This is a genomic window from Aquibacillus albus, assembly GCF_016908325.1.
In the GTDB taxonomy this organism is placed as follows: Bacteria; Bacillota; Bacilli; order Bacillales; family Amphibacillaceae; genus Aquibacillus_A; species Aquibacillus_A albus.
This window is the reverse complement of record NZ_JAFBDR010000010.1, coordinates 110938-131611: the sequence shown is the minus strand read 5'-3', so window position 1 is coordinate 131611 and position 20674 is coordinate 110938. Positions and strand designations below refer to the sequence as shown.

At 35.0% G+C, this 20674-nt stretch carries 21 protein-coding genes; 17 read left to right on the top strand and 4 right to left on the bottom strand.

Annotation, left to right across the window (positions count from 1 at the left end):
* Positions 1 to 189 precede the first annotated feature (189 nt).
* On the bottom strand, positions 190 to 966 hold the full coding sequence (locus tag JOC48_RS10725; protein ID WP_204499528.1) for an AEC family transporter: 777 nt from the start codon (positions 964 to 966) through the stop codon (positions 190 to 192).
* A gap of 558 nt (positions 967 to 1524) precedes the next feature.
* On the opposite strand from JOC48_RS10725, the gene JOC48_RS10720 reads away from it, so the two are divergent.
* From JOC48_RS10720 to JOC48_RS10660, 13 genes are all read left to right on the top strand, one after another.
* Positions 1525 to 2358 (top strand): dihydrodipicolinate synthase family protein, encoded by an 834-nt coding sequence (locus tag JOC48_RS10720; RefSeq protein WP_204499527.1) that lies wholly within the window; start codon positions 1525 to 1527, stop codon positions 2356 to 2358.
* 323 nt (positions 2359 to 2681) lie between these two features.
* Entirely contained in the window at positions 2682 to 3137 is a 456-nt protein-coding gene (locus JOC48_RS10715) for a MarR family winged helix-turn-helix transcriptional regulator (RefSeq protein ID WP_204499526.1), read from the top strand.
* Positions 3138 to 3162: 25 nt separating this feature from the next.
* Entirely contained in the window at positions 3163 to 3681 is a 519-nt protein-coding gene (gene paiA / locus JOC48_RS10710) for a spermidine/spermine N(1)-acetyltransferase (RefSeq protein WP_204499525.1), read from the top strand.
* A 170-nt stretch (positions 3682 to 3851) separates the two neighbouring features.
* Positions 3852 to 4829: an aldo/keto reductase gene (locus JOC48_RS10705; protein WP_204499524.1), complete on the top strand. Its 978-nt coding sequence runs from the start codon at positions 3852 to 3854 to the stop codon at positions 4827 to 4829.
* A 742-nt stretch (positions 4830 to 5571) separates the two neighbouring features.
* The gene (locus JOC48_RS10700) at positions 5572 to 5853 is read left to right on the top strand and encodes a hypothetical protein (protein WP_204499523.1); all 282 of its coding nucleotides are present in this window, start codon (positions 5572 to 5574) and stop codon (positions 5851 to 5853) included.
* Positions 5854 to 5881: 28 nt separating this feature from the next.
* Positions 5882 to 6370 (top strand): hypothetical protein, encoded by a 489-nt coding sequence (locus tag JOC48_RS10695; RefSeq protein ID WP_204499522.1) that lies wholly within the window; start codon positions 5882 to 5884, stop codon positions 6368 to 6370.
* Positions 6371 to 6498: 128 nt separating this feature from the next.
* A complete protein-coding gene (locus JOC48_RS10690; RefSeq protein ID WP_204499521.1) occupies positions 6499 to 6870 on the top strand; it encodes an HIT family protein in 372 nt (123 codons plus the stop codon).
* Positions 6871 to 6946: 76 nt separating this feature from the next.
* On the top strand, positions 6947 to 7273 hold the full coding sequence (locus tag JOC48_RS10685; protein ID WP_204499520.1) for a nucleoside triphosphate pyrophosphohydrolase: 327 nt from the start codon (positions 6947 to 6949) through the stop codon (positions 7271 to 7273).
* The gene (locus JOC48_RS10680) at positions 7266 to 9704 is read left to right on the top strand and encodes a DEAD/DEAH box helicase family protein (RefSeq protein ID WP_204499519.1); all 2439 of its coding nucleotides are present in this window, start codon (positions 7266 to 7268) and stop codon (positions 9702 to 9704) included. Before JOC48_RS10685 ends, JOC48_RS10680 begins: the two co-directional genes overlap by 8 nt.
* A gap of 302 nt (positions 9705 to 10006) precedes the next feature.
* Entirely contained in the window at positions 10007 to 10390 is a 384-nt protein-coding gene (locus JOC48_RS10675) for a hypothetical protein (RefSeq protein WP_204499517.1), read from the top strand.
* Positions 10391 to 10769: 379 nt separating this feature from the next.
* Positions 10770 to 11429, top strand: coding sequence for a nuclease domain-containing protein (locus JOC48_RS10670; RefSeq protein ID WP_204499516.1), 660 nt, complete (start codon positions 10770 to 10772; stop codon positions 11427 to 11429).
* Between the two features lie 74 nt (positions 11430 to 11503).
* On the top strand, positions 11504 to 11824 hold the full coding sequence (locus JOC48_RS10665; protein WP_204499515.1) for a hypothetical protein: 321 nt from the start codon (positions 11504 to 11506) through the stop codon (positions 11822 to 11824).
* Positions 11825 to 12085: a hypothetical protein gene (locus JOC48_RS10660; protein WP_204499514.1), complete on the top strand. Its 261-nt coding sequence runs from the start codon at positions 11825 to 11827 to the stop codon at positions 12083 to 12085.
* A gap of 148 nt (positions 12086 to 12233) precedes the next feature.
* On the opposite strand, the gene JOC48_RS10655 is transcribed toward JOC48_RS10660, so the two are convergent.
* Entirely contained in the window at positions 12234 to 12830 is a 597-nt protein-coding gene (locus JOC48_RS10655) for a restriction endonuclease (RefSeq protein ID WP_204499513.1), read from the bottom strand.
* 191 nt (positions 12831 to 13021) lie between these two features.
* Here JOC48_RS10655 and JOC48_RS10650 point away from each other — a divergent pair, with 191 nt between their 5' ends.
* Positions 13022 to 13912, top strand: a complete 891-nt coding sequence (locus JOC48_RS10650) for a glycerol kinase (protein WP_204499511.1) — start codon at positions 13022 to 13024, stop codon at positions 13910 to 13912.
* A 12-nt stretch (positions 13913 to 13924) separates the two neighbouring features.
* Here JOC48_RS10650 and JOC48_RS10645 read toward each other — a convergent pair whose 3' ends face one another.
* On the bottom strand, positions 13925 to 14653 hold the full coding sequence (locus JOC48_RS10645; protein WP_204499510.1) for a hypothetical protein: 729 nt from the start codon (positions 14651 to 14653) through the stop codon (positions 13925 to 13927).
* 93 nt (positions 14654 to 14746) lie between these two features.
* Here JOC48_RS10645 and JOC48_RS10640 point away from each other — a divergent pair, with 93 nt between their 5' ends.
* Entirely contained in the window at positions 14747 to 17902 is a 3156-nt protein-coding gene (locus JOC48_RS10640) for a DEAD/DEAH box helicase (protein ID WP_204499509.1), read from the top strand.
* A 29-nt stretch (positions 17903 to 17931) separates the two neighbouring features.
* Positions 17932 to 18705, top strand: coding sequence for an APH(3') family aminoglycoside O-phosphotransferase (locus JOC48_RS10635; RefSeq protein WP_204499508.1), 774 nt, complete (start codon positions 17932 to 17934; stop codon positions 18703 to 18705).
* A gap of 114 nt (positions 18706 to 18819) precedes the next feature.
* On the opposite strand, the gene JOC48_RS10630 is transcribed toward JOC48_RS10635, so the two are convergent.
* A complete protein-coding gene (locus JOC48_RS10630) occupies positions 18820 to 19746 on the bottom strand; it encodes a DMT family transporter (protein WP_204499506.1) in 927 nt (308 codons plus the stop codon).
* Between the two features lie 326 nt (positions 19747 to 20072).
* Here JOC48_RS10630 and JOC48_RS10625 point away from each other — a divergent pair, with 326 nt between their 5' ends.
* Positions 20073 to 20642: a hypothetical protein gene (locus JOC48_RS10625; RefSeq protein ID WP_204499505.1), complete on the top strand. Its 570-nt coding sequence runs from the start codon at positions 20073 to 20075 to the stop codon at positions 20640 to 20642.
* Positions 20643 to 20674: the final 32 nt, after the last annotated feature.

The window sequence follows — 20674 nt, the reverse complement described above, 5'->3', positions numbered from 1 at the left end:
TAGTGAATCCTTTAAATGAGGTGTTAGCAATGGACAATGCTACAGAATGGTTTAAGTAACTCACCAAAGTATTTCAACCTTCCTTCAAAAGGCAGGGGCAAAACGCGCCCTTGTCTTTTTTTTTCGAAGCACGGGACGGTTCTCTTGCTTGATAGAAAATCGAAGAAGCAGAAGAACCGTCCCTCTGCTTCATATAAACTGAACGATACCGTACATAATGGGTAACAAAAGCATCCATACGGCGGTATTGAAAATCCAACTTGAATTTGCTAAATCCACATCTAATTTATAGAGTTGTGGTGGTATTAATGATAGGAAAGCAGGAGGCATAATAGACATGATTAGAATCACATGAATGACAACTCCCTGATTTACATTGTCTAAATTAAACAAAAATCCCGCAGACACAATAATGAAAGGAACCACGATAAATTTAATCGTTGATATAACGATGGATTCTTTCACATAACCTTTAACCGCTTTAAATCTCATATTATACCCAGTTGAAACCACAAGTACTAACGTTAATAAAGGAACCAAAATATCGATTATTGTGGAATAGAATTCTGGCCTTTGCCATTTTGAGTAATTTAATAGTATTCCAATCATTATCCCCGAGAAAGAGGCTACAATCAGGGGGTCAGTTAGTAAGTTAAGGATTGTGTCTCGCCATCTTTTACTGGTATCCTTGTTTTCTCCAAAAAGTTTAGCAATTGGGAAAAAGACGGAGTAGTAAAGAATTTGTTCTAAAAGGATAAATAGCGCTACAAATGCTAAACTCTCTTCTCCTAAAAACATAAAGCAAATAAGAACACCAAAGCTGTTCCAATTTGAAAATCCACCAGAAACAAACATTGATCCCATTTTGTATCGATTTAGCTTTAATAGTTTCGATGCGAGTAATGAAAACAATCCTCCAAGTAGTAAAGTAAAAGCCCCTAGGATTGGTAAAATTATCAATTTCATATCGTTTAAATCTACAAGCCAAACCGCTCCTATGATAATGATTGGATTTATAATAATAATGACAAATTTTGTAGAGCCTTGTAAAATCCGCTCTAATGGAACGGATTCAGCTATTATTAATTTCTCTTTAAAAACTTTTAACTGTTTTCCAAGCGTTAGCCCAAAAATAATTAGTGCGATGGAAAATAAAAAATCTGTAAAAATAGAAATACCCCCGAATGTTCATGAAATATGATAATAAAGACATTCGACACAAAGAGGCTAAATCCTCTCATAAATCAACAAAAAAATACACGAGTTACGGTGCTGGTACTTTATGTGGACAACAGCCCATTAATTGTACCAGATACCGTTTTGCCTTTATGAATTATTTATTTTGCTGAAGGAGTGAATTCTATTACTACATTGTAGACTGATACTGTGCAACAAACAAAGTATGATTGTGAATGAACATAATGAGTCCTGAATTGATAATTATGTTAAAATATCATTGACTTTGTGAATTATTGTACTTAAAGTAACGAAGCATTAGATAAAAAGGATAAAGGGGATAACATAATGCTAACAGAAAAAGTTCATATTGCTGTGCCAACAGCTTTTTTTGAAGATGAATCTTTAAATATTCAAGGAACAATAAGCCATATAAGAGACCTGTATAAACAAGGAGTAAAATCTGTTCTTGTCTCTGGAACTACTGGAGAACAGCATAGTCTAAACCTCCAAGAGAAAATTGAAATAATAAACGGTTTAGAATTGGAAGAAGAACTCATTAGTAATATGGAAATTATATTTGGGGTGGCTTCAACTAGACAGAAAGAAGCAGAGGAATTAGCTGAAAAGATTCGTCACACAAAAATATCAGGTATCATGCTTGGGTATCCACCGTATGTTATACCGACACAAGAAGAAGCATTCGTTTATACAAAGAGGATTATGAACCTTAGTAATAAACCTACAATTTTATATAACAATCCAAAAAGAACTGGATTTGATTTATCAGAGAAGAGTATTATTCAATTAAGTAAGATAGACTTAGTGGTTGGAATAAAAGATGCTGGAAACAAAGAAAAAGTTGAACGAATAAAAAACGGTATGAATAGAAATGATTTTTATTTTTATGCTGGTGGAGAAGTGGATTTAGAAGAAAAAGTATTACATGGATATGGTCGCCTTTCTTCCATTGCTGGGAATATTTCACCGATAGAAATTAGTCAATGGTTTCAAAAAATGCTTATGAAGCAAAAAGTAAGTGAACAAGAAAGCAAAAAAATAGAAAATATTATGGAACAAGTTTATCAAGGAAATGCTATTGTGAATCTGAAAAAAATCATTAATCATAAGGGTATTTCATTGGGGATTTGCAGGAGTCCAATAGGTAATATTTTAGACTGATTACTAATATATTTATCTCATCATGAATATTTTTGTGACATTGCTTGCGCTTAAAGTAACGGGAGAAAATATTGAATAAGGAGTTGTCGATGTGGCAGCTTCTATTGTGTTAAATACAGGATTGATAAATAAACAATGTACAGTTATGTTGAATAAAAGGTAAAAACCATTCTCATATGAATAGTTTTTACCTTTTTTTGGTGTTGTACTAAGAATGAAATCTATTATTGTTATTTTGTTGCAAATACAACAAAGGTAAGTTAAATTTAGTATATTACATTTTTTTGTTGCATTTGCAACAAAAATATACTAAGGAGATCATTATGAAGGTAGAAATTCTACGTGAAATTGGAATGATAGCAAGGGCATTAGATTCTATAAGTAATATAGAATTTAAAGAGTATGAACTTACAAAAGGGCAGTATCTGTATATTGTGCGAATTTATGAAAATCCAGGAATTATTCAAGAAAAGCTCGCTGATATGATAAAAGTAGACCGAACAACAGCAGCTCGAGCTATAAAAAAACTAGAAGTTAATGGTTTTATTGAAAGGAAAGAAGATAAACATAACAAAAAAATTAAGAAACTATTTCCAACAGAGAAAGGGAAAAATGTTTATCCTTTTATAAAAAGAGAAAATGATTATTCCAATACCGTTGCATTAGAGGGCTTTTCTGAAAGTGAAGAGGAAACCATCTTCAATCTTCTTCAAAGAGTAAGAAAGAACATAGAAAAAGACTGGGAATTTGTAAAAAAGGGCAACAAGAGGAATTATTGATTATGTAAAGGAGCGAGATATTGAAATGACTGTAAAAATAACAAAGTGCAATCGTGATAATTTACAAATACTCCAAGAAATAAGTATGGAAACTTTCAACGATACATTCAAAGGTCAAAATTCACCTGAAAATATGAAAGCTTATTTGGAAAAAGCGTTTAATTTTAAACAGTTGGAAGAGGAATTGTCCAATATATCTTCGGAATTCTTTTTTGTTTATTTTAATAATGAAGTCGCTGGATATTTAAAGGTCAATACCAATGATGCTCAGTCTGAAGAAATGGGTGATAATTCAATTGAAATTGAAAGAATTTATATAAAGAATCAATATCAAAAACATGGTTTAGGTAAATATCTGCTAAATAAAGCCATAGAAATTGCGATGGAGCTTAATAAAAAAGAAATTTGGCTAGGCGTATGGGAAAAAAATGAGAATGCTATTGCTTTTTATAAGAGAATGGGGTTTGTCCAAACTGGAGCCCACTCTTTTTATATGGGGGATGAAGAACAAACCGACTATATAATGATCAAAAAACTCAAATGATTTTTTGGAAGGTGGATTATCATGTTTATCCCTAAACATTTAAAAGTAACTGACTTTTCAAGGATAAGGAAGATTGAAAGAAATTCATCTCTTCAAGTTTCCAAGTTTGCCCAATATAATCAAATAGATTTATAATTTTAATAGATTTAAATACATAGGAGGGGAAATGAATGGAGTACACAAATCTTGGTCGTACTGGTATGAAGGTTAGTCGATTATGTTTAGGAACAATGAATTTTGGACCTGTAACGGAAGAAAAGGAAGCCCATCGTATTATGGATGCTGCGCTTGATGCAGGTGTGAACTTCTTTGATACTGCAAATGTGTATGGTGGTGCAGGACATCATGGTTGGACGGAAGAGATTATAGGTCGTTGGTTTGCACAGGGTGGTAATCGCAGGGAGAAGGTAGTACTAGCTACAAAAGTGTATAATCACATGGGCGATGAAAATGATGGTCCTAATGACGGAAGATTTTTATCCGCTTACAAAGTTCGCCGTCATTTAGAAGGTTCACTGAAACGTTTACAGACTGATCATATTGAGCTTTATCAAATGCACCATATCGATCGCAACGTTTCATGGGAAGAGCTCTGGGAAGTCTTTCAAGCCGAAGTGAACAAAGGTACGATTGATTACGTTGGTTCAAGTAACTTTGCAGGCTGGGATATGATCAAAGCACAGGCTGCGGCAAAGGAACGAAATTTCCTTGGACTAGTTTCTGAGCAGCATAAATACAGCCTGCTTTGTCGCTTACCAGAATTAGAAGTACTACCGGCAGCGAAAGACCAAGGAATCGGTGTTATTGCTTGGAGTCCGCTTGATGGAGGATTATTAGGCGGTAATGCATTAAATCCAGCTCAAGGCTCTCGGACAGAAAAACAAAAAGAACGAATCGAAAAACATCGGAAACAATTGGAAGCGTTTTCGGTTTTCTGTAAGGAATTAGGAGAGCACGAAGCTGATGTGGCATTAGCCTGGGTATTACACAATCCAGCACTAGATGCGCCAATTATCGGACCACGTACGCTGGAACAGTTTGAACAATCGTTACGCGCAGTGGAAATCAAATTGGACCAAGCTGCTCTTGATCGTTTAGATGAAATCTTCCCTGGTTATCAGGATGCACCAAAACATTATGCTTGGTAAGCCTGATTAGCTGTTTGGGCTATTAATCATAATTGTTCCATGTAAAAGCATATGGAGACAAAAGGGTCAGGTACTACACAGGGACAATCGTCTATCTGTGGTACCTGACCCTTTTCTTGTACCAACGTTGGTAAAGCAAGAACAGTCTCTAAAACTATATTTGGCAATCATCTAAACTTTATCTTTAGATTGTTTTGTTTCTGTAACATTGAATGCACGGTCAATATCTAACCAATGTTTACCTTATTTTCTGGATAATGTCCAATGGCTTACAGCTCCATGTGTACGGCAATAATATTAGCATGTGGTGCTGCTTGATTTACCTCGTAGACATCCTTTTTTCCCATTGTCAAAGATCCGCCTTGATGAATTGATTGTCTCTTGCATTACTTTAGCTACGTCATCCCAGTGGTCAGGATGAAGATGAGTAACGATACCTGCATCCACATGGACAATATTGTTAATGGCTGTTGGTAAGATTTCTAATGGATAGTTTTGGTCGCCTTGTGGTGCATTTGAAGCTAAGTTCGGTACCTGGTACTACACGTGGATAACAGTCCATCAATAGTATCGGGTACCGTTTTTTGATGTCCTTAACCACATTGTTGTGAAAAAAGAATTTTTCGTATACCCGAATTTAATTTTGCTGTTTTATCAAATCTCTTCTCATATATGGTAAAATTTGTGGGATGAGTGTACTTTGCAGAGGCGTTAGGCAACTAGATGAAAGGAGTATTAGATTATGTTAGCAAAAATAAAAAAGGTAAAGTTTGATAAAGAGGGGAAAAATCCTGTCTATAAGGTAATATTAGAATGCCCCGCTGGAAAACAGCTCTATATTCATTTTGATTATTCTTATACAACTAATAATTATTGGCCATTAGAAGTTAATTATAATGGAAAACATAAAGGTGCAAAATTAGCCTGGTATACAAAAGAAGTGGAACGTACAACAGTTGAAAGTTTCCTAGAAACAATAGCTCATAAAATAAATAAGAAATATGGATTTGAATTAAAAAAATAGATTAGTATAAACCTTTGGAGGGATAGAGATGCAGACGGATGTGGGTGAATTTATCGTAGGTGCATACTTAAAAAGCATAAAAAACTGTGATTTCATTGACTATAATGTTCGTATCCCTGGAGGAGGGTTGAGAGGCTTATCAGAACTCGATGTGGTAGGGATGAACTTTAAAACGAATACAGTCTATCTCTGTGAAGTAACAACGCATATTCGAGGACTATTATATGGCGATAATAAGAAAACGGTAGAAAAAATTAAGCAAAAACATAAAGTGCAAAAAGAATATGCAGAAACAATAATAAGTGATATACCGAATAAAGTGTTTATGCTTTGGTCACCATATGTACCAAATGGTTATATAACGGATCAATTGCAGGAAATAGAGACATTAGAATTGATAATTAATCAAGACTATACATCTTGTATTAATGAGATGAGATTAGTAGCTTCAAAGAATACGAATGATTTAGGCAATCCTTTTTTAAGGACTTTACAAATCTTGGAGCACTTGAGGTAGTACCAATATATTATGGAGAAATAAGTGGAGTAGACATTACCACTAAAATTGTTCAAGAACAACATTCGGAATTATTTTGATCCCTCTATGGAAAAATAATTTTAAAATCGATTAATAGGAGCTTGGAAATGACTTGTCCTTTTTGTAGTAAAAATGAGTTAAAGATAGAGCTGGAAAATGATTTAGCGATGGCCTTTTTTGATAAATATCCGGTACAAAAAGGGCATCTGTTAATCATCCCAAAGCGGCATGCGGAAACTTATTTTGAAGCTTCATCTGAAGAAATTATGGCTATACATTCTTTAATTCGAGAAGGGAAAAGGCTAATCGATGAACAGTTTGTACCAGATGGATATAACATTGGAGTCAATATTGGTAAATTTGGCGGTCAGACGATAGACCACCTACATTTTCATCTGATTCCGCGTTATCAAGGAGATATCGAGGATCCGCGTGGTGGCATCAGGAAGATGGTGCCGAACTTGGTGGAGTATCCGTAAATAGAAAAGAGTTTTATCGTGTGGACAGTGGACCTTTCCCTATGTCCCAGTAAAATAGAGAGAAAGGACGTAAATCATGCCGGTATACAACAAACTTGTACGAGATTTCATTCCACAAATCATAGAAAAAACAGGGAAATCATTTGATACGAGAATTCTCAATGATGAAGAATACATAGATGCATTAAAAGGTAAGCTGCAGGAAGAAGTAAATGAATATCTAGAAGCGGATAATGATTCTGATAGCTTAGAAGAATTAGCGGATGTATTGGAACTGATTCATGCGCTTGCTCGAACCCATAGGGCTTCAATAGAAAAAGTAGAACAAATTCGTAAGCAGAAAGTGGAGAAACGTGGCGGTTTCAACGAGAAAATATTTTTGATCGAGGTAGAAGATGACTAATATTCGACTGGTAACGAAGAATGTCAAAAAGGAAATCGTAGAAGGGATTAGTTCGGCATCGACGATTTATATGTTAACTTCCTTTGTGATGAAATCAGGAGTCGACCTGCTAAAGCCTTACTTAGTTGATGCTGCTAATCGAGGGGCTGATATCAAAATATGTACGGGTGATTATCTGTATGTGACGCAGCCAGAAGCGTTAAAGGGATTACTATTTAATCAAGATAATGTCGAGGTTCGCTTGTGGCAAAGTAATGGCACTTCCTTTCATCCGAAGGCGTATTTATTTAATCACGGGGATAATGGTACCTTTATTGTTGGTTCATCTAATTTATCCAAATCTGCCCTTACCACTGGGGTGGAGTGGAATGTTGTGATGGAAAAAGACGCAGCATTTGAAACATTTGAAGATGCAGTAGATCAATTTTTGAAGGTTTTCTACGATGACCAGACTGTTCCAGTTAATCAAGAAACGGTGCAGAAGTATGAAAGCAGGTACCATCATTACCATAAAGAAAATCCCAATCTTGCAACTACTTGGGCAAAACAGGAAGAGATTGAATTAATGCTTTCGAATGAAACAGACGAAACAACTCCAGATATTGTGGTTGATCCAGCTGCAAAATATCAAACGAACATCGAGCCACGACCTGCACAGCAACAAGCACTCGATGCATTAGAAACTACTCTTGAAGAAGAGTATGATAAAGCGATGGTCGTGATGGCAACAGGACTTGGGAAAACATATTTGGCTGCTTTTTTTGCTAAATGGTTTAACCGTATATTGTTTATTGCTCATAGGGAAGAAATCCTTTATCAAGCCAAAAATTCTTTTGCGCATGTAATACCCGACAGAAACTATGGTATTTACAACGGACAGACAAAAGAAGCTGATGCAGACACCATTTTTGCTTCCATATACACCTTAAGTATGAATGAACACCTTCAGAAATTTCCTCAAGATGCCTTTGATTTAATTGTAGTCGATGAATTTCATCATGCTGCAGCAAAGTCGTACAACCGTGTCCTAAACTACTTCAAACCAACATTTTTACTTGGAATAACGGCAACACCTGATCGCATGGATGGAAAAGATGTCTATGCGATTTGTGATGGAAATATTGCCTTCCAGCTGCACTTTATTGAAGCAATCCAACATGGCTGGTTAGCTCCATTTCATTACTATGGTGTTTATGATGATACGGATTACTCACAAATTACTTGGCTAGGAACGAAATACGATCAAACGGAATTGCTAGCAGCCCAGCTTCGAGAAGAAACGGCTGAAAACGTATTAGAGGCTTGGGAAAAGTATAAACAAACACGTACAATTGGATTTTGTTCCTCCATTAAACAAGCAAAATTTTTCTCTAATTACTTTAATAAACATGGCTATAATACAATTTCTCTTCACTCGAAAAGTATGGATATTAGTAGAAATGAGGCAACTCAACAACTGGAACGAAGCGAAATTGATGTCATCTTCACAGTAGATTTATTCAATGAGGGAGTCGATATCCCAGCCGTTGATACGTTGTTATTTGTTCGGCCAACCGAGTCGTTGACAGTATTTACTCAACAGGTTGGCCGTGGCCTTCGTCTTCACGATGACAAGCATCAATGTAATATCATTGATTTAATTGGTAATTACCGCAATGCAGACCTCAAGCTAAGCTTATTTGATACGGAAAGAACTACGACAAAGGGGAAAAAGAAACGAGAAGTTATGCCGATTGTACCAAATCAGTGTGAAATTGATTTGGATATCCAAGTAATAGACCTCTTAAAAGAATTGAACAAGAAAAAGCAGCCAAGAAAAGAAAAGCTGCTTCATGCTTATCATGAGCTAAAGGAAGAGTTAGGTTACCGCCCTGCCTATTTGGACATGCATCTGTATGGGAATGTTAACACCAAGGAGTATAAACAGGAATTCAAATCCTATGCTGGGTTCTTAAATTGGGCAGAACAATTAAGTGAGGATGAGCAGCGTGTATTCCTGCGTTATCGTGACTGGATAGAGGAAGTGGAAAAAACGGGAATGTCCAAAAGCTACAAGATGGTGCTGTTGTCTTATATGTTAAGCAGAGGGGAAAAGGACTGGCATTATCCGGTTACGGCAGAAGAAGTCGCCCCTTACTTTCATAAGTATTTAACGGAAAAAGAGTACCGCAAGCAAGTGGATTTTTCGGATAAGAAGACAAGAAAGCTATGGGAGTATGACCGGGAAAAGGTTGCAAGAGTTGTAGAAGACATGCCAATGACAAAGTGGAGCGGCAGTTCGAAAGGCATCACGACCTTTGAAGATGGAAGATTTGGCTTGGGCTTTGATGTGGATGAAGCGGACGGTACAATATTGTACAGACTGACGAAAGAAATTTGTAAATATCGATTGCATGCTTATTTTGAGAGGAAGGGGGATAAAGCACATTAGAAAGGTAAAAGGTGCAGAAAGGTATAGAGTTACTACAAGAATATCTACACTGAGGGTAATAAGATAGTATCCCAGGAATTTTAAGTTCGGTATCTGATACTACACATGGACAACAGTCCGTCAAAAGTATTGATTTTCTTAACCACTTCGTCTGTGAAACATTATGCAAAACAAGGTTAACAGGCATATGTTTTATGTTAGTTGATTATTATTTATTGTAAAACAATGACAATATACCTTCAGCGTTATAAAGTTATAATTCTGTGATAATAACATAATAATATAAAGGAGGGGGGATAACTATGTGGGATGATCTACAAGATGATATTTCAGAAACAACTATTCACATTTTAAATGAGTTGGTTACAAGACATGATGAAGTTAATCGTTTACGAAATTTATATAATAGTTATTCGGTAATTACTTCTACTATCATTTTGTTGATTACACTCTCTCTAGTTTGTCTATACCTTTTCTTTACTTATTTTACTAGCCTAGTTAAAGGCTTTAGCGATTTAAATAACTTCATGATAATTACCCTGGTGTTATTTGGGATTGTATATTTACCGTTCTTAATGTATAGCATAAGAGTTTCAGAAAAAGAAAGGCGTAAGAAAAAGCTTATTGATGCTTCGGCCAGATATAATGAACTAAGGGTAGAAGTTATTGAGTTATTGAACATATAAATAGAGAATGGTTAGTAAATTTTGAATCTAAAATTCTTGATATAATTGCTAGTCGTCTGAGAGAGCGACAGATTAATATTGACTATAAAAGTTAGTATTCTTTAATTTAGTGTGGAAATGGCAGGTACCATCAAAATATTGGTGGTACCTGGTCTTTTTTTCTAATCATTCATTCCAAAAAGCGAATAAATCTTTATAAGCGGATTCGGACGTATTTAAGTGAGGAGAAAACGAACCAGCCCCAGTCTGTCATTGGAACGAAGGTTATTATTACTTATTCATACTGCTATAAAAATCAATAATTTCAACTAAAGACAGTGTATTCACGTAACAGGATGTATAAAGGACGGGGCTCGTTCTTCATGGACATCTGTATCATATGTTCGTGAAAGATGTAGCTACCTTATATGAATATTGGACATTTATTAAATTGGGACAAATACTCGCAGCTAAATATCCAATGATCAGTCAAGATATCATTAAAGTAAAACATGGAGGGTTGTTTGTACAGCTAGATGAATCTACTTCGGCTAAAAGGAAATTCAAACATCCAGTTACAGGTGAGATGATTACATTACATTTTCAAAAGTCAGACCGTAAACTGCCTACTGTTTCACAAAAGCCAGATTCTATTTTAAGTATTGAAAAAAATGGAAAGGATTACGCTTATCATTATATTTTTGATGCCAAGTATCGAATTGATTTCGCTGTGGAAGGTACTTATTATCGTCGAACTTATAAGCAACCTGGTCCATTAGAAGAAGATATCAATACGATGCATCGATATCGAGATGCATTGGTGGTAAATGAAGGTGGCCCTTATGAAAGATATGCATTTGGATCGTATGTACTTTTTCCTTGGTTTGATGAAAAGGGTTATGAGGAGCATGACTTTTATAAGAGTATAGAACAAGTGAACATTGGAGGTTTTCCTTTCTTATTTAATAGTACTAAATTAGTGGAACAGTTTATCGAGCGATTGACTGAAAAAAGTCCAGAAGAGTTGCAAGAAGAGGGATTTTACCAAAAGGAATATTAGAGACATGGGAGTCTTCTATAGATGAGAAAGTTTTAATAGGAAAAGTAGAAGACAATGCTGCTTATAAGGATACTATGCAGAACAAAAGATTTGTTATCCTTTTAGATAATTTAAATGCTGGTTGGCAGGAAGCTAAATATGTTGGACTGTATTTTCCTAAAAAGAAGTTTGTCGATCATGCTGGCGTTTCCTTATTTAGTGAAATAGAGGAAGTGAAAGTTAGTAACGATGGTGAGTTAGATCTAGCCGTTGAGCCAGGAAATTATGCTGTGTTTCAAATTAAACTATGGAAGTCACTCGAAAAAACAATCAAACCAGTTAATTATGGGATTAAGCACTACATGATGACTACCTTAAGTAATATAAAGGAAGCGAATGAACTCCCTGAACTGTAGATGAAATCGCCGGAAGAGTTGAAACTGTGGAAGATGCTAAGAAGGATTTCATCTAGTACAAGTGTTCAGTTAAATAATAAAAGCATTGATAGGGCTGAAAAAGTAACTCAGTTTGAATTATATGGATTGGTAGTAAGAATAGTTGCTGAAGAAGGGAAGGTTGAAGTAGTAAAGGGAGATACGCAAACAGAAATTTCAATGCAACTACTCAAAAAACAGCCTTCTAAGGCGTTTCATGTTATTAGTGAATTACTAGTCTGAGATATAAATAATCCATAGTTTCTTTTAATTATATATGTATGACAAGGATGAGGAGAATATTGTGCACATATAAATTAATTCGACAGCTACTGCTTTTCTATTGTAAAAAAAAGCATGGAGTGATTAAGGACACCCCATGCTTTTTTTATTATGCAAATTCGCCAGTTGGTTCATAGACTTTTGAATCCATTGATTCCAGCCAATAACTAACAAATTGTACCCCATTAATTAGCTCGATGTTCAGCTCCTCAGCATATTTTCTCGCTGATGGTGTAAAGTCACTCGTTGTTATTACGTAACCACCCTTAGCACCTTGTTTCATCATATTAGAATGAATGAGAGCAATTGGGGTATAGTCTAAATCATGGTTATATACTTTAACTTGACCTAAATATAATCCATCTTCTCGAAAATGTTCAATATCGACTCCGAAGTCACCCACTTTAACAGTAGTTTGTGCATTACCTCCAAACCTCTTTTCCATTACTTCAGCTACAAATTCTTCAAAATCAAAATCAGATTGTTTAATAAAGAGGTTTGTTGTCTTTTTAAATATTACTTCACCATCTTTATTTTCAGTTGGAAAATTAAAACGGTAAGCTAGTCCCATTGCCATTGTTCGTTTTAAATCTATGCTTGATTCTATCTTTTTTGCAATTAGATTAGCTTCTTGATCATTTCTCTTCTTTATGTACCAAACTAATCCACCTATTACTAGAAATTGAGCAGCTATAATAAATTCCATTTTATCACCTCATTTTCAATCTAGACATAACCTAAGATTTTTATGCAGATTGTAAAAAAAACTATATGACTATTCTATAAAATTGATTTCACTTTTTAGAGGACCAACAATAAAGTAATGTTAAATTATGTTAAAATAAGTGAAAACATGTAGATAGTGTATTAACAAGTGCATAAATAGGAGGGGAAAAATTGCAAACTGGTAACAAAGTGAAATATTTATCAACGACAGCACTTTCTAAAAAGGTAAATCTTGATGTTAAAAGTGTATTTCAAATACTGCTTGAAAAAAATCTAATTGATAGGGTTAATGACAATTGGGTTTTAACTGAAAAAGGAAAAGAATATGGTGGAACCATTAAAAAACACCCGAAAGCTGGAAAATACATAGCTTGGGATGAAAGCATTGAAAATGACAATATGTTTAAATCTAGTGACGAGAAGCTATTAAACGCGACAGCACTGAGTAAGCACTTTGGAGTTTCAAAGTTTAAAATTAATCCTATCTTGTCAGAGCTAGGATTTGTTCAGAAGGCGGTAAAAGGTTGGACGGTAACAAAGCTTGGGTTGAGCTATGGTGGACAGCAATTAGAATACGAAAAAACAGGTGTGCCGTATGTGATATGGCCTGAAAGATTTTTAAATAATAAGCGTTTAGTAGAAACAATGAATGAAATACAAGGGAACACCACTGAAACCTCAACAGAAAATCAAAATAATTCATTAGAGTTTAGAGAAAAATTCGAGGCAAAACATAGAGCGGCTGACGGTCATTATGTTCGATCCAGAGCTGAAATGCTAATTGATAACTGGTTATATATGTCTGAAATCGTACATGCCTATGAAAGAAAACTACCTGTTGAAGAAGATGTTTATACGGATTTCTATTTACCTGTTGGTAAGGTGTACATTGAATACTGGGGATTAGAAAATGATTCTAAATATGCAAGGAGAAAAGAAGAAAAATTAAAGATCTATGAAAAATACGGCTTTAATCTAATAGAATTGCAAGATGCTGACATTCAAAATTTAGATGATGTATTGCCTAAGAAATTGCTGAAGTTTGGGATACAGGCGTATTGATAACGATTACTTTTAGTCTAGCATTTCATCTACAAATTGAATCAACATTTTAATTATTTGACCCTTAAAACTTATTGCATAACTTAGCAATTCAATTTGTTGTGAGGCAGTTAATTGAGTGAACCTCGATTCTTTTTTCAAGAATTGATTAATTACTTTTATACTATCATGAGTCAACCGCTTAGGTCCAACTGGGGTTCCAGCACTTTTATACAAAAATTTTTTAACTTCATAATTTATTTCTAATTTACATATCCAATTCATAGTTTTTTCATTCGTGTGATCATTAATAAAATTAGAGGGAACTAGTTCATCATATCTATACTCGTTTAATAATTGCTTTTTTGTAAAAACTGTATGAGATATAACGGTTAACAAAGGTGTCTCTATCTTCTCAATTAGTTTTAACAGGGATTTTCGATTTTGTTTATTTGATTCGCCATCATTAAATAAGCGGTTTACTATTTTTATATAAAGGCTTAAATCATCATTGCTTTTATCTTCTACAATACAAGGTGCAACCTTTTTGCCAGATTCAATTAAATAGTGGTATCTGTCCGATCCACCAGTTAAATAATAGTGATCACTTTTGCTATCCTTTTCAACGGCTAACAATAGATCGTAGTCCAATAAGTTGTTTTTAATTGATCTCATTCGTTGTAAATAGGTGTTTGTTATATGGGGGTTATAAATAGGTATTATTTTCTTCAAGGGAATATATTCAATTTTATTTGAATTCACGGTTACCCTCTCCTTAGTATATAAAAGATATGAAGAAGATGTTTTGTCCTATGTCCCTAGTAGTGAAATTTGATAATGAGGTAGGTGATACCCATGCTCAAACAAGGCATTTACGAAGAAATCATCAACAAAAAAATAAAAGGCGACCTGTTAGCACTCGATCCGGACAATTTTGATCTGGAAAAAGGCTCGCTGGATGTTGAAGAAGCAAGAAAGGCGCTGTCCTCTTACATATCTTTTGTTACTAGAAAAGCATTAAAGTTTGTCAGGGATAATGTAACTGATGATAAAGAGGCTTTTCTCAATCAAATTGAAACGTGTAACAATATCATTTCTGCCTTAAGTGAGCGTCTGGATAAAGAGGAATTTGAACAACTACAAGTTGATGAAGCTGGAGAGGTCTTACATTCGATTTACTCCAAGCTTAACAACGTTAGAGGTATTAAGAATGAGAAGACAATTCGGCCGGTCACTTCTATTGCGGAAAGCTCCCTTTTTACCGGTTCGAGCTTTGAACCGGATATGCTTAGTGAATTGAAGAAGGAGATTTTGTCCTGTAATGCAATTGATTTCCTCGTTTCATTCGTAAAATGGAGTGGGATCAGAATTATTATCGAGGAACTGAAGCAATTTACGCAAAATGGTGGAAGGCTAAGGATTATTACGACTTCCTATATGGAGGCAACTGACTTTAAGGCAGTCATGGAATTGAGTCAGCTGCCAAACACGGAAATTAAGATTTCTTATGACGTTAATCGGACGCGCCTTCATGCCAAAGCTTATATGTTTAAACGGGATACTGGTTTTACTACGGCATATATTGGTTCCTCTAATTTATCGAACCCTGCTTTAACCTCTGGGTTAGAGTGGAATCTGAAAGTGACCGAAAAAGATTCCTTTGATATTATCAAAAAATTTGGTGCGACGTTTGAAAGCTATTGGAACGATGGGGAGTTTCGTACATTTGACCCGGAGCAAGAAAGTGACAAGGAACGTCTTCGTCAAGCACTTAAAAAGAAGCAGCAAACAGAAGAAAATGACATTCATTTTAATTTCGATATTCAACCATATCACTACCAAAAGGAAATGCTGGAAAACCTGCAGGTGGAGCGCGAGATTTTTGGGCGTAACAAAAATTTGCTCGTTGCTGCAACAGGTGTAGGTAAGACGGTGATTTCTGCGTTTGATTATAAACAATTTTTACAGAAGAACAAGCATTCAGCTCGATTGCTGTTTGTCGCTCACCGGGAAGAGATCTTAAAGCAAAGTAGAGATACATTTCGTGCTATTTTAAAGGACTTTAATTTTGGTGACATGCTAGTTGGCGGTTATACGCCAACATCAATGGATCATTTATTTGTCAGTATTCAAAGCTTTAATAGTATGAAGCTGGATGAAAAGCTGACAAAGGATTTTTATGATTTTATTATTGTTGATGAATTTCACCATGCGGCCGCAAATTCTTATCAAAAGCTATTAAGTTATTTTGAACCAAAGGTATTGCTAGGGTTAACAGCGACACCAGAACGAATGGATGGAAAGGACATCCTAACCTATTTTGATGGGCAAATCGCTTCAGAAATGCGGTTAACAGAAGCGATCAATCGAAAACTGTTAAGTCCGTTCCAGTACTTTTGTGTGAGTGATACTGTGGATCTTTCCAGGCTAAAATGGAGAGGAAATGGATACGACATTCGTGAGCTTGAAAATGTTTATACCGCAGATCGACGCAGATCGCAACAAATTGTGAAAAGTATTTATGCGTATGTGACGGATATCGATGAGGTAAAAGGGCTCGGATTTTGTGCCGGGGTAGAGCATGCGAAGTATATGGCACATTATTTTAATCAAGTGGGAATTGCTTCGATTGCGTTGAATGGAGGTTCCGATCCTGAAACAAGAAAGTCAGCACAACATCAATTGTCGAATGGGGAAATTACCTTCATTTTTGTTGCGGACTTATACAATGAAGGGGTAGATATTGCAGATGTAAACACGATCCTGTTTTTACGGCCTACCGAAAGTTTGACTGTCTTTTTACAGCAGTTAGGAAGAGGGTTGCGTCTCGCAGATGGGAAAGAGTGCTTGACCGTTTTGGATTTCATTGGACAAGCACATAAGAATTATAGCTTTGAAGAAAAGTTCCGGGCCTTAATTGGCAGGACAAAGCACTCGGTTCGGCATTATGTCGAGGAAGGCTTTTCGAATTTGCCAAAAGGTAGTTTTATTCAACTGGAAAAGCAGGCAAAGGAATACGTTTTGCGAAATATAAAAGCAGCTACCAATTCCTATAAAAATTTAATGAATAAAATGAAATACTTCCAACAGGAAACAGGTCTTGAACTGAATCTTTCCAATTTTTTAAAGCATCACCACCTAACTGTTTATGATTTTTATGGAAAGTACGGAAAGTATTCTTTTCAGCGAATGAAGGTAGATGCAGGTCTGGCACCGGATTTTACATGTGAGAACGAGGAACTTATTGCTAAGAGACTACCAAAGCTGTTTCATCTGAATTCGAGAAAGCTTTTGAAATTTTTTATTGACTATATTAATCGTGAAGTGCTGATTGATAATGAAGAAAAGCGTTTAATGCGGAACATGCTGTATTATACCTTTTATCGGAGAGAACCGGAGAAAGAAGGGTTCAATTCTGTTGAAGAAGGATTAGAGCGGATTTTTGCAACCGAGCAAATGAAAACGGAAATCCTAGAGTTGTTGCACTTCAATTTTAATGCGATTAAAACATTAGAATTAGCACATGACTTTGATTTTGAAACGCCACTAACGGTGCATGCGACTTATTCAAGGGAGCAGATTATGGCAGCATTGGATTACTTTAATGAGGAAAAATGTCCTGCTTTCCGGGAAGGGGTTAAGCACTTTAAGGAAAAGAACCTTGATGTATTTTTTACGACATTAAATAAATCAGAAAAAGATTTTTCACCGTCTACGTTATATGAGGATTATGCGATTAACGACAGGCTATTCCACTGGCAAACACAGAGTACGATATCGGAATCGAGTCCAACTGCACAAAGATACATTAATCATCGTACCAATGGACATAAGATTGCGTTGTTTGTTAGGGAGTACAAGCAAGAGCATGGACATACCGCACCATTTACATTTTTAGGAACGTGTGAATATGTGCGCCACTATGTGGAAAAGTCAATCAGTTTTGTATGGAGATTGAACGAAGAAATGCCAGCGTGGTTGGTGCCTAAGGCGAATAAGAGTATTATGTGAGGGCAAGTCTTTGAAAGGTGATGAAATAATTGAAGGGTATCCCACAGACTTTAGCAAAATTTACAAATGGATACAAGTGGAAGCAAATAACGATTGGTCAATCAGATGCGATGACATTCTTATTGAGAGGCACTACTTATAATCAATATCTTAAAATACAACCAAATAATTCTGTAGAAAGTCTGTATAAAGAGAAAGAAAGGTTAGAGTGGTTGCAGGGGAAGGTATCTGTACCAGAGGTTCTTTATTATGACAAGGATGAAGTAAACGAATACTTATTAATTACGGAAATAAAAGGTATCAATGCTTCAGATAAATCCTATGAAACAAATTTACCTTTTACAATGAAGCTATTGGCAATAGGACTTAAAACATTACATAGTTTAAGTATTGAAGGTTGCCCTTTTAATCAAAAATTGGATGTTAAAATGGAAGAGGCAAAAAATAGGGTTGAAAATGGACTGGTTGATGAGGAGGACTTTGATAACGAAAGGAAAGACTTGAAAGCAAGGGAACTCTTTGAAGAACTTATTTCAAAAAAGCCAATAAATGAAGAACTGGTCTTTACTCATGGTGACTATTGTTTACCAAATATTATTATTGATAAGGATAAAGTTAGTGGTTTTATAGATTTGGGGAGAGCAGGAATTTCTGACAGATATCAAGATTTAGCTTTAGCAGTTAGGAGTATTACTTATAATTTTGGTAAGGAACATGTTCCGCTTTTTCTTAAAGCGTATGGTATTGAAAAATTAGATGAATCAAAAATTTTTTACTATCAACTTCTAGATGAGTTTTTTTAATTTAGTTAAAGTTGAGGAGTTATTGGTAGGCTCTTTCACCTTGGCTGAAAACCCATCAAAGAGGAAGTTTAAATATTTATTCAAATAAGAAAAAAGGTATCATGATCAATAGATCTAGATACCTTTTTTAATGACATTCTTTCCACCTGTCCATCCCTTAACTTTCCTTTGTCTGTGAAATACAGTTATAAAGGCGGAGGTTATTACGAATATAATTCCAATAACTTGTAAAAAGTTCAATACATCGCCAAAGATGAGTACACCAACTAAAACTGCGACGATTGGTTCCATTGCTCCTAAGATAGCCGCTTTACTAGATTCAATGTAGGCCAGGCCAAAAGTATATAATGTATAGGCAAGTATAGTTGAAATGACAGCAACTCCGGATATATTAAGCCAAACATCCAAGGATCCAAAAGCATCTGTTTTTTTCCATAATCCACTTGTAGGGAAAATGAATAAACTACCCATTATCAATGAATAGACAGTAATGGTTAGAAAACTGTAATGCCAACTAATAAATTTACCTATAATACTATAAAGTGCACAGAAAAAAGCAGATAGTAATCCCAAGAAAATACTAATTGCTGGAATGGAGATATTACCTAGTGGGATGAGTTTAATAGCGAGTGAACATCCGACAATGGTGAGGATTAGTGATACGATTTTTTTCCGAGTAATTCGTTCTTTAAAAACTATTTTTGATAGAATTGCTACAAAAACAGGGGATGTATAAAGTAAGACTACTGCAATAGATAGTGAGGTCTGCTCCATAACTGTGAAATAACACCAATTAAATATGACGATACTCACAACCCCTAAACCAATAAAATGTGGGATGTGCCTTATTTGAATGCTCAGGTGCTTTCGCGAAAACAAGCTCATCAAAATGATTAGTATAAGGCTTGAACTAGTTAGTCGAATGGTGACAATTTCCCATGCTGTAAAACCGTGTTCATACAAAGATTCTACAAATAGTCCCGTTAACCCCCAAAAGCTCGCACCTATTATAGTTATGAGGTATGCGATATAATTCTTCATACTTTCACCTTCTTCTCTCTCTATTTTTAAAGGCTTCCGTACAATGACTTACATCTGAAGTCATGTTAACATATTATATTATTTGAAATGAATCAAAGCATAAAAAGTATAACACAACAAATTATATACTCAACCCTTTATCATGAATAGTTTTATTGGAAAAAATGTTGGTGCCTAAGGCGAATAAGAGTATTATGTAGGGAAGGGAAGTGAGACGGTTCTCTTAATTCTAGATTTTGAAATAAATGTAAATTTAATTCATTAGCCCCATGAGGTATGCTATAATAATCTTGAATTAGTAGGAACTGTAGGGGATTTGGTTTATTTTGAATAAAAACAAACTTAAGAGCTTTTATTCTATTGATGATCAAAATTTTAGCATAGATAAAGATAATATTCTTGACTTAAACCTAAAAACATCTTATCTAGAACAAATTGTCGAAAATGGTAGTGCTTTTAACTCCGAAAATATAATAAAATACGGGGTAGATTTTAAACTAGACATGTTAGATACGTCGAAAATATTATTAAAGATTGATAAGTTAAAAGCAGGGTGCTTAGGTCCGGAAGATTTCAAGTCTAAAAAGCGGTTCGATGTAAGGAAGCATGCTTATGTTGATAAAAGTGATAGTGAGATAAGAAAAAGAGGTTTCTCTCCACAGCAATCAAAACTTCTGAATCAACTAGCAGAGATAATATTTTATGCAGATAAATTAGAAAAAGCGAAAATACATTTTAATAATCAATATAGCTCTATCCCTAGTTTAAGTTTTACAATAAGAGCTAAACTGGGTCAAAAAATTGGTAGGATTGCAGTGTCATTTAATGAAATCTATTCAGTTGATGGATGTAAGGAAGAAATAATGGTTGTGACAATTTTAAGTTTACGTAAATAATTTTAGGGTGTAATAATTGTAATATATGGGAA

What these genes read in the sequence shown, in the direction of transcription:
- JOC48_RS10725 (WP_204499528.1), bottom strand. Translation starts at nt 966, where the DNA reads ATGAAATTGATAATTTTACCAATCCTAGGGGCTTTTACTTTACTACTT.
- JOC48_RS10720 (WP_204499527.1), top strand. Translation starts at nt 1,525, where the DNA reads ATGCTAACAGAAAAAGTTCATATTGCTGTGCCAACAGCTTTTTTTGAA.
- JOC48_RS10715 (WP_204499526.1), top strand. Translation starts at nt 2,682, where the DNA reads ATGAAGGTAGAAATTCTACGTGAAATTGGAATGATAGCAAGGGCATTA.
- paiA (WP_204499525.1), top strand. Translation starts at nt 3,163, where the DNA reads ATGACTGTAAAAATAACAAAGTGCAATCGTGATAATTTACAAATACTC.
- JOC48_RS10705 (WP_204499524.1), top strand. Translation starts at nt 3,852, where the DNA reads ATGGAGTACACAAATCTTGGTCGTACTGGTATGAAGGTTAGTCGATTA.
- JOC48_RS10700 (WP_204499523.1), top strand. Translation starts at nt 5,572, where the DNA reads ATGTTAGCAAAAATAAAAAAGGTAAAGTTTGATAAAGAGGGGAAAAAT.
- JOC48_RS10695 (WP_204499522.1), top strand. Translation starts at nt 5,882, where the DNA reads ATGCAGACGGATGTGGGTGAATTTATCGTAGGTGCATACTTAAAAAGC.
- JOC48_RS10690 (WP_204499521.1), top strand. Translation starts at nt 6,499, where the DNA reads ATGACTTGTCCTTTTTGTAGTAAAAATGAGTTAAAGATAGAGCTGGAA.
- JOC48_RS10685 (WP_204499520.1), top strand. Translation starts at nt 6,947, where the DNA reads ATGCCGGTATACAACAAACTTGTACGAGATTTCATTCCACAAATCATA.
- JOC48_RS10680 (WP_204499519.1), top strand. Translation starts at nt 7,266, where the DNA reads ATGACTAATATTCGACTGGTAACGAAGAATGTCAAAAAGGAAATCGTA.
- JOC48_RS10675 (WP_204499517.1), top strand. Translation starts at nt 10,007, where the DNA reads ATGTGGGATGATCTACAAGATGATATTTCAGAAACAACTATTCACATT.
- JOC48_RS10670 (WP_204499516.1), top strand. Translation starts at nt 10,770, where the DNA reads ATGTTCGTGAAAGATGTAGCTACCTTATATGAATATTGGACATTTATT.
- JOC48_RS10665 (WP_204499515.1), top strand. Translation starts at nt 11,504, where the DNA reads ATGCAGAACAAAAGATTTGTTATCCTTTTAGATAATTTAAATGCTGGT.
- JOC48_RS10660 (WP_204499514.1), top strand. Translation starts at nt 11,825, where the DNA reads ATGAAATCGCCGGAAGAGTTGAAACTGTGGAAGATGCTAAGAAGGATT.
- JOC48_RS10655 (WP_204499513.1), bottom strand. Translation starts at nt 12,830, where the DNA reads ATGGAATTTATTATAGCTGCTCAATTTCTAGTAATAGGTGGATTAGTT.
- JOC48_RS10640 (WP_204499509.1), top strand. Translation starts at nt 14,747, where the DNA reads ATGCTCAAACAAGGCATTTACGAAGAAATCATCAACAAAAAAATAAAA.
- JOC48_RS10630 (WP_204499506.1), bottom strand. Translation starts at nt 19,746, where the DNA reads ATGAAGAATTATATCGCATACCTCATAACTATAATAGGTGCGAGCTTT.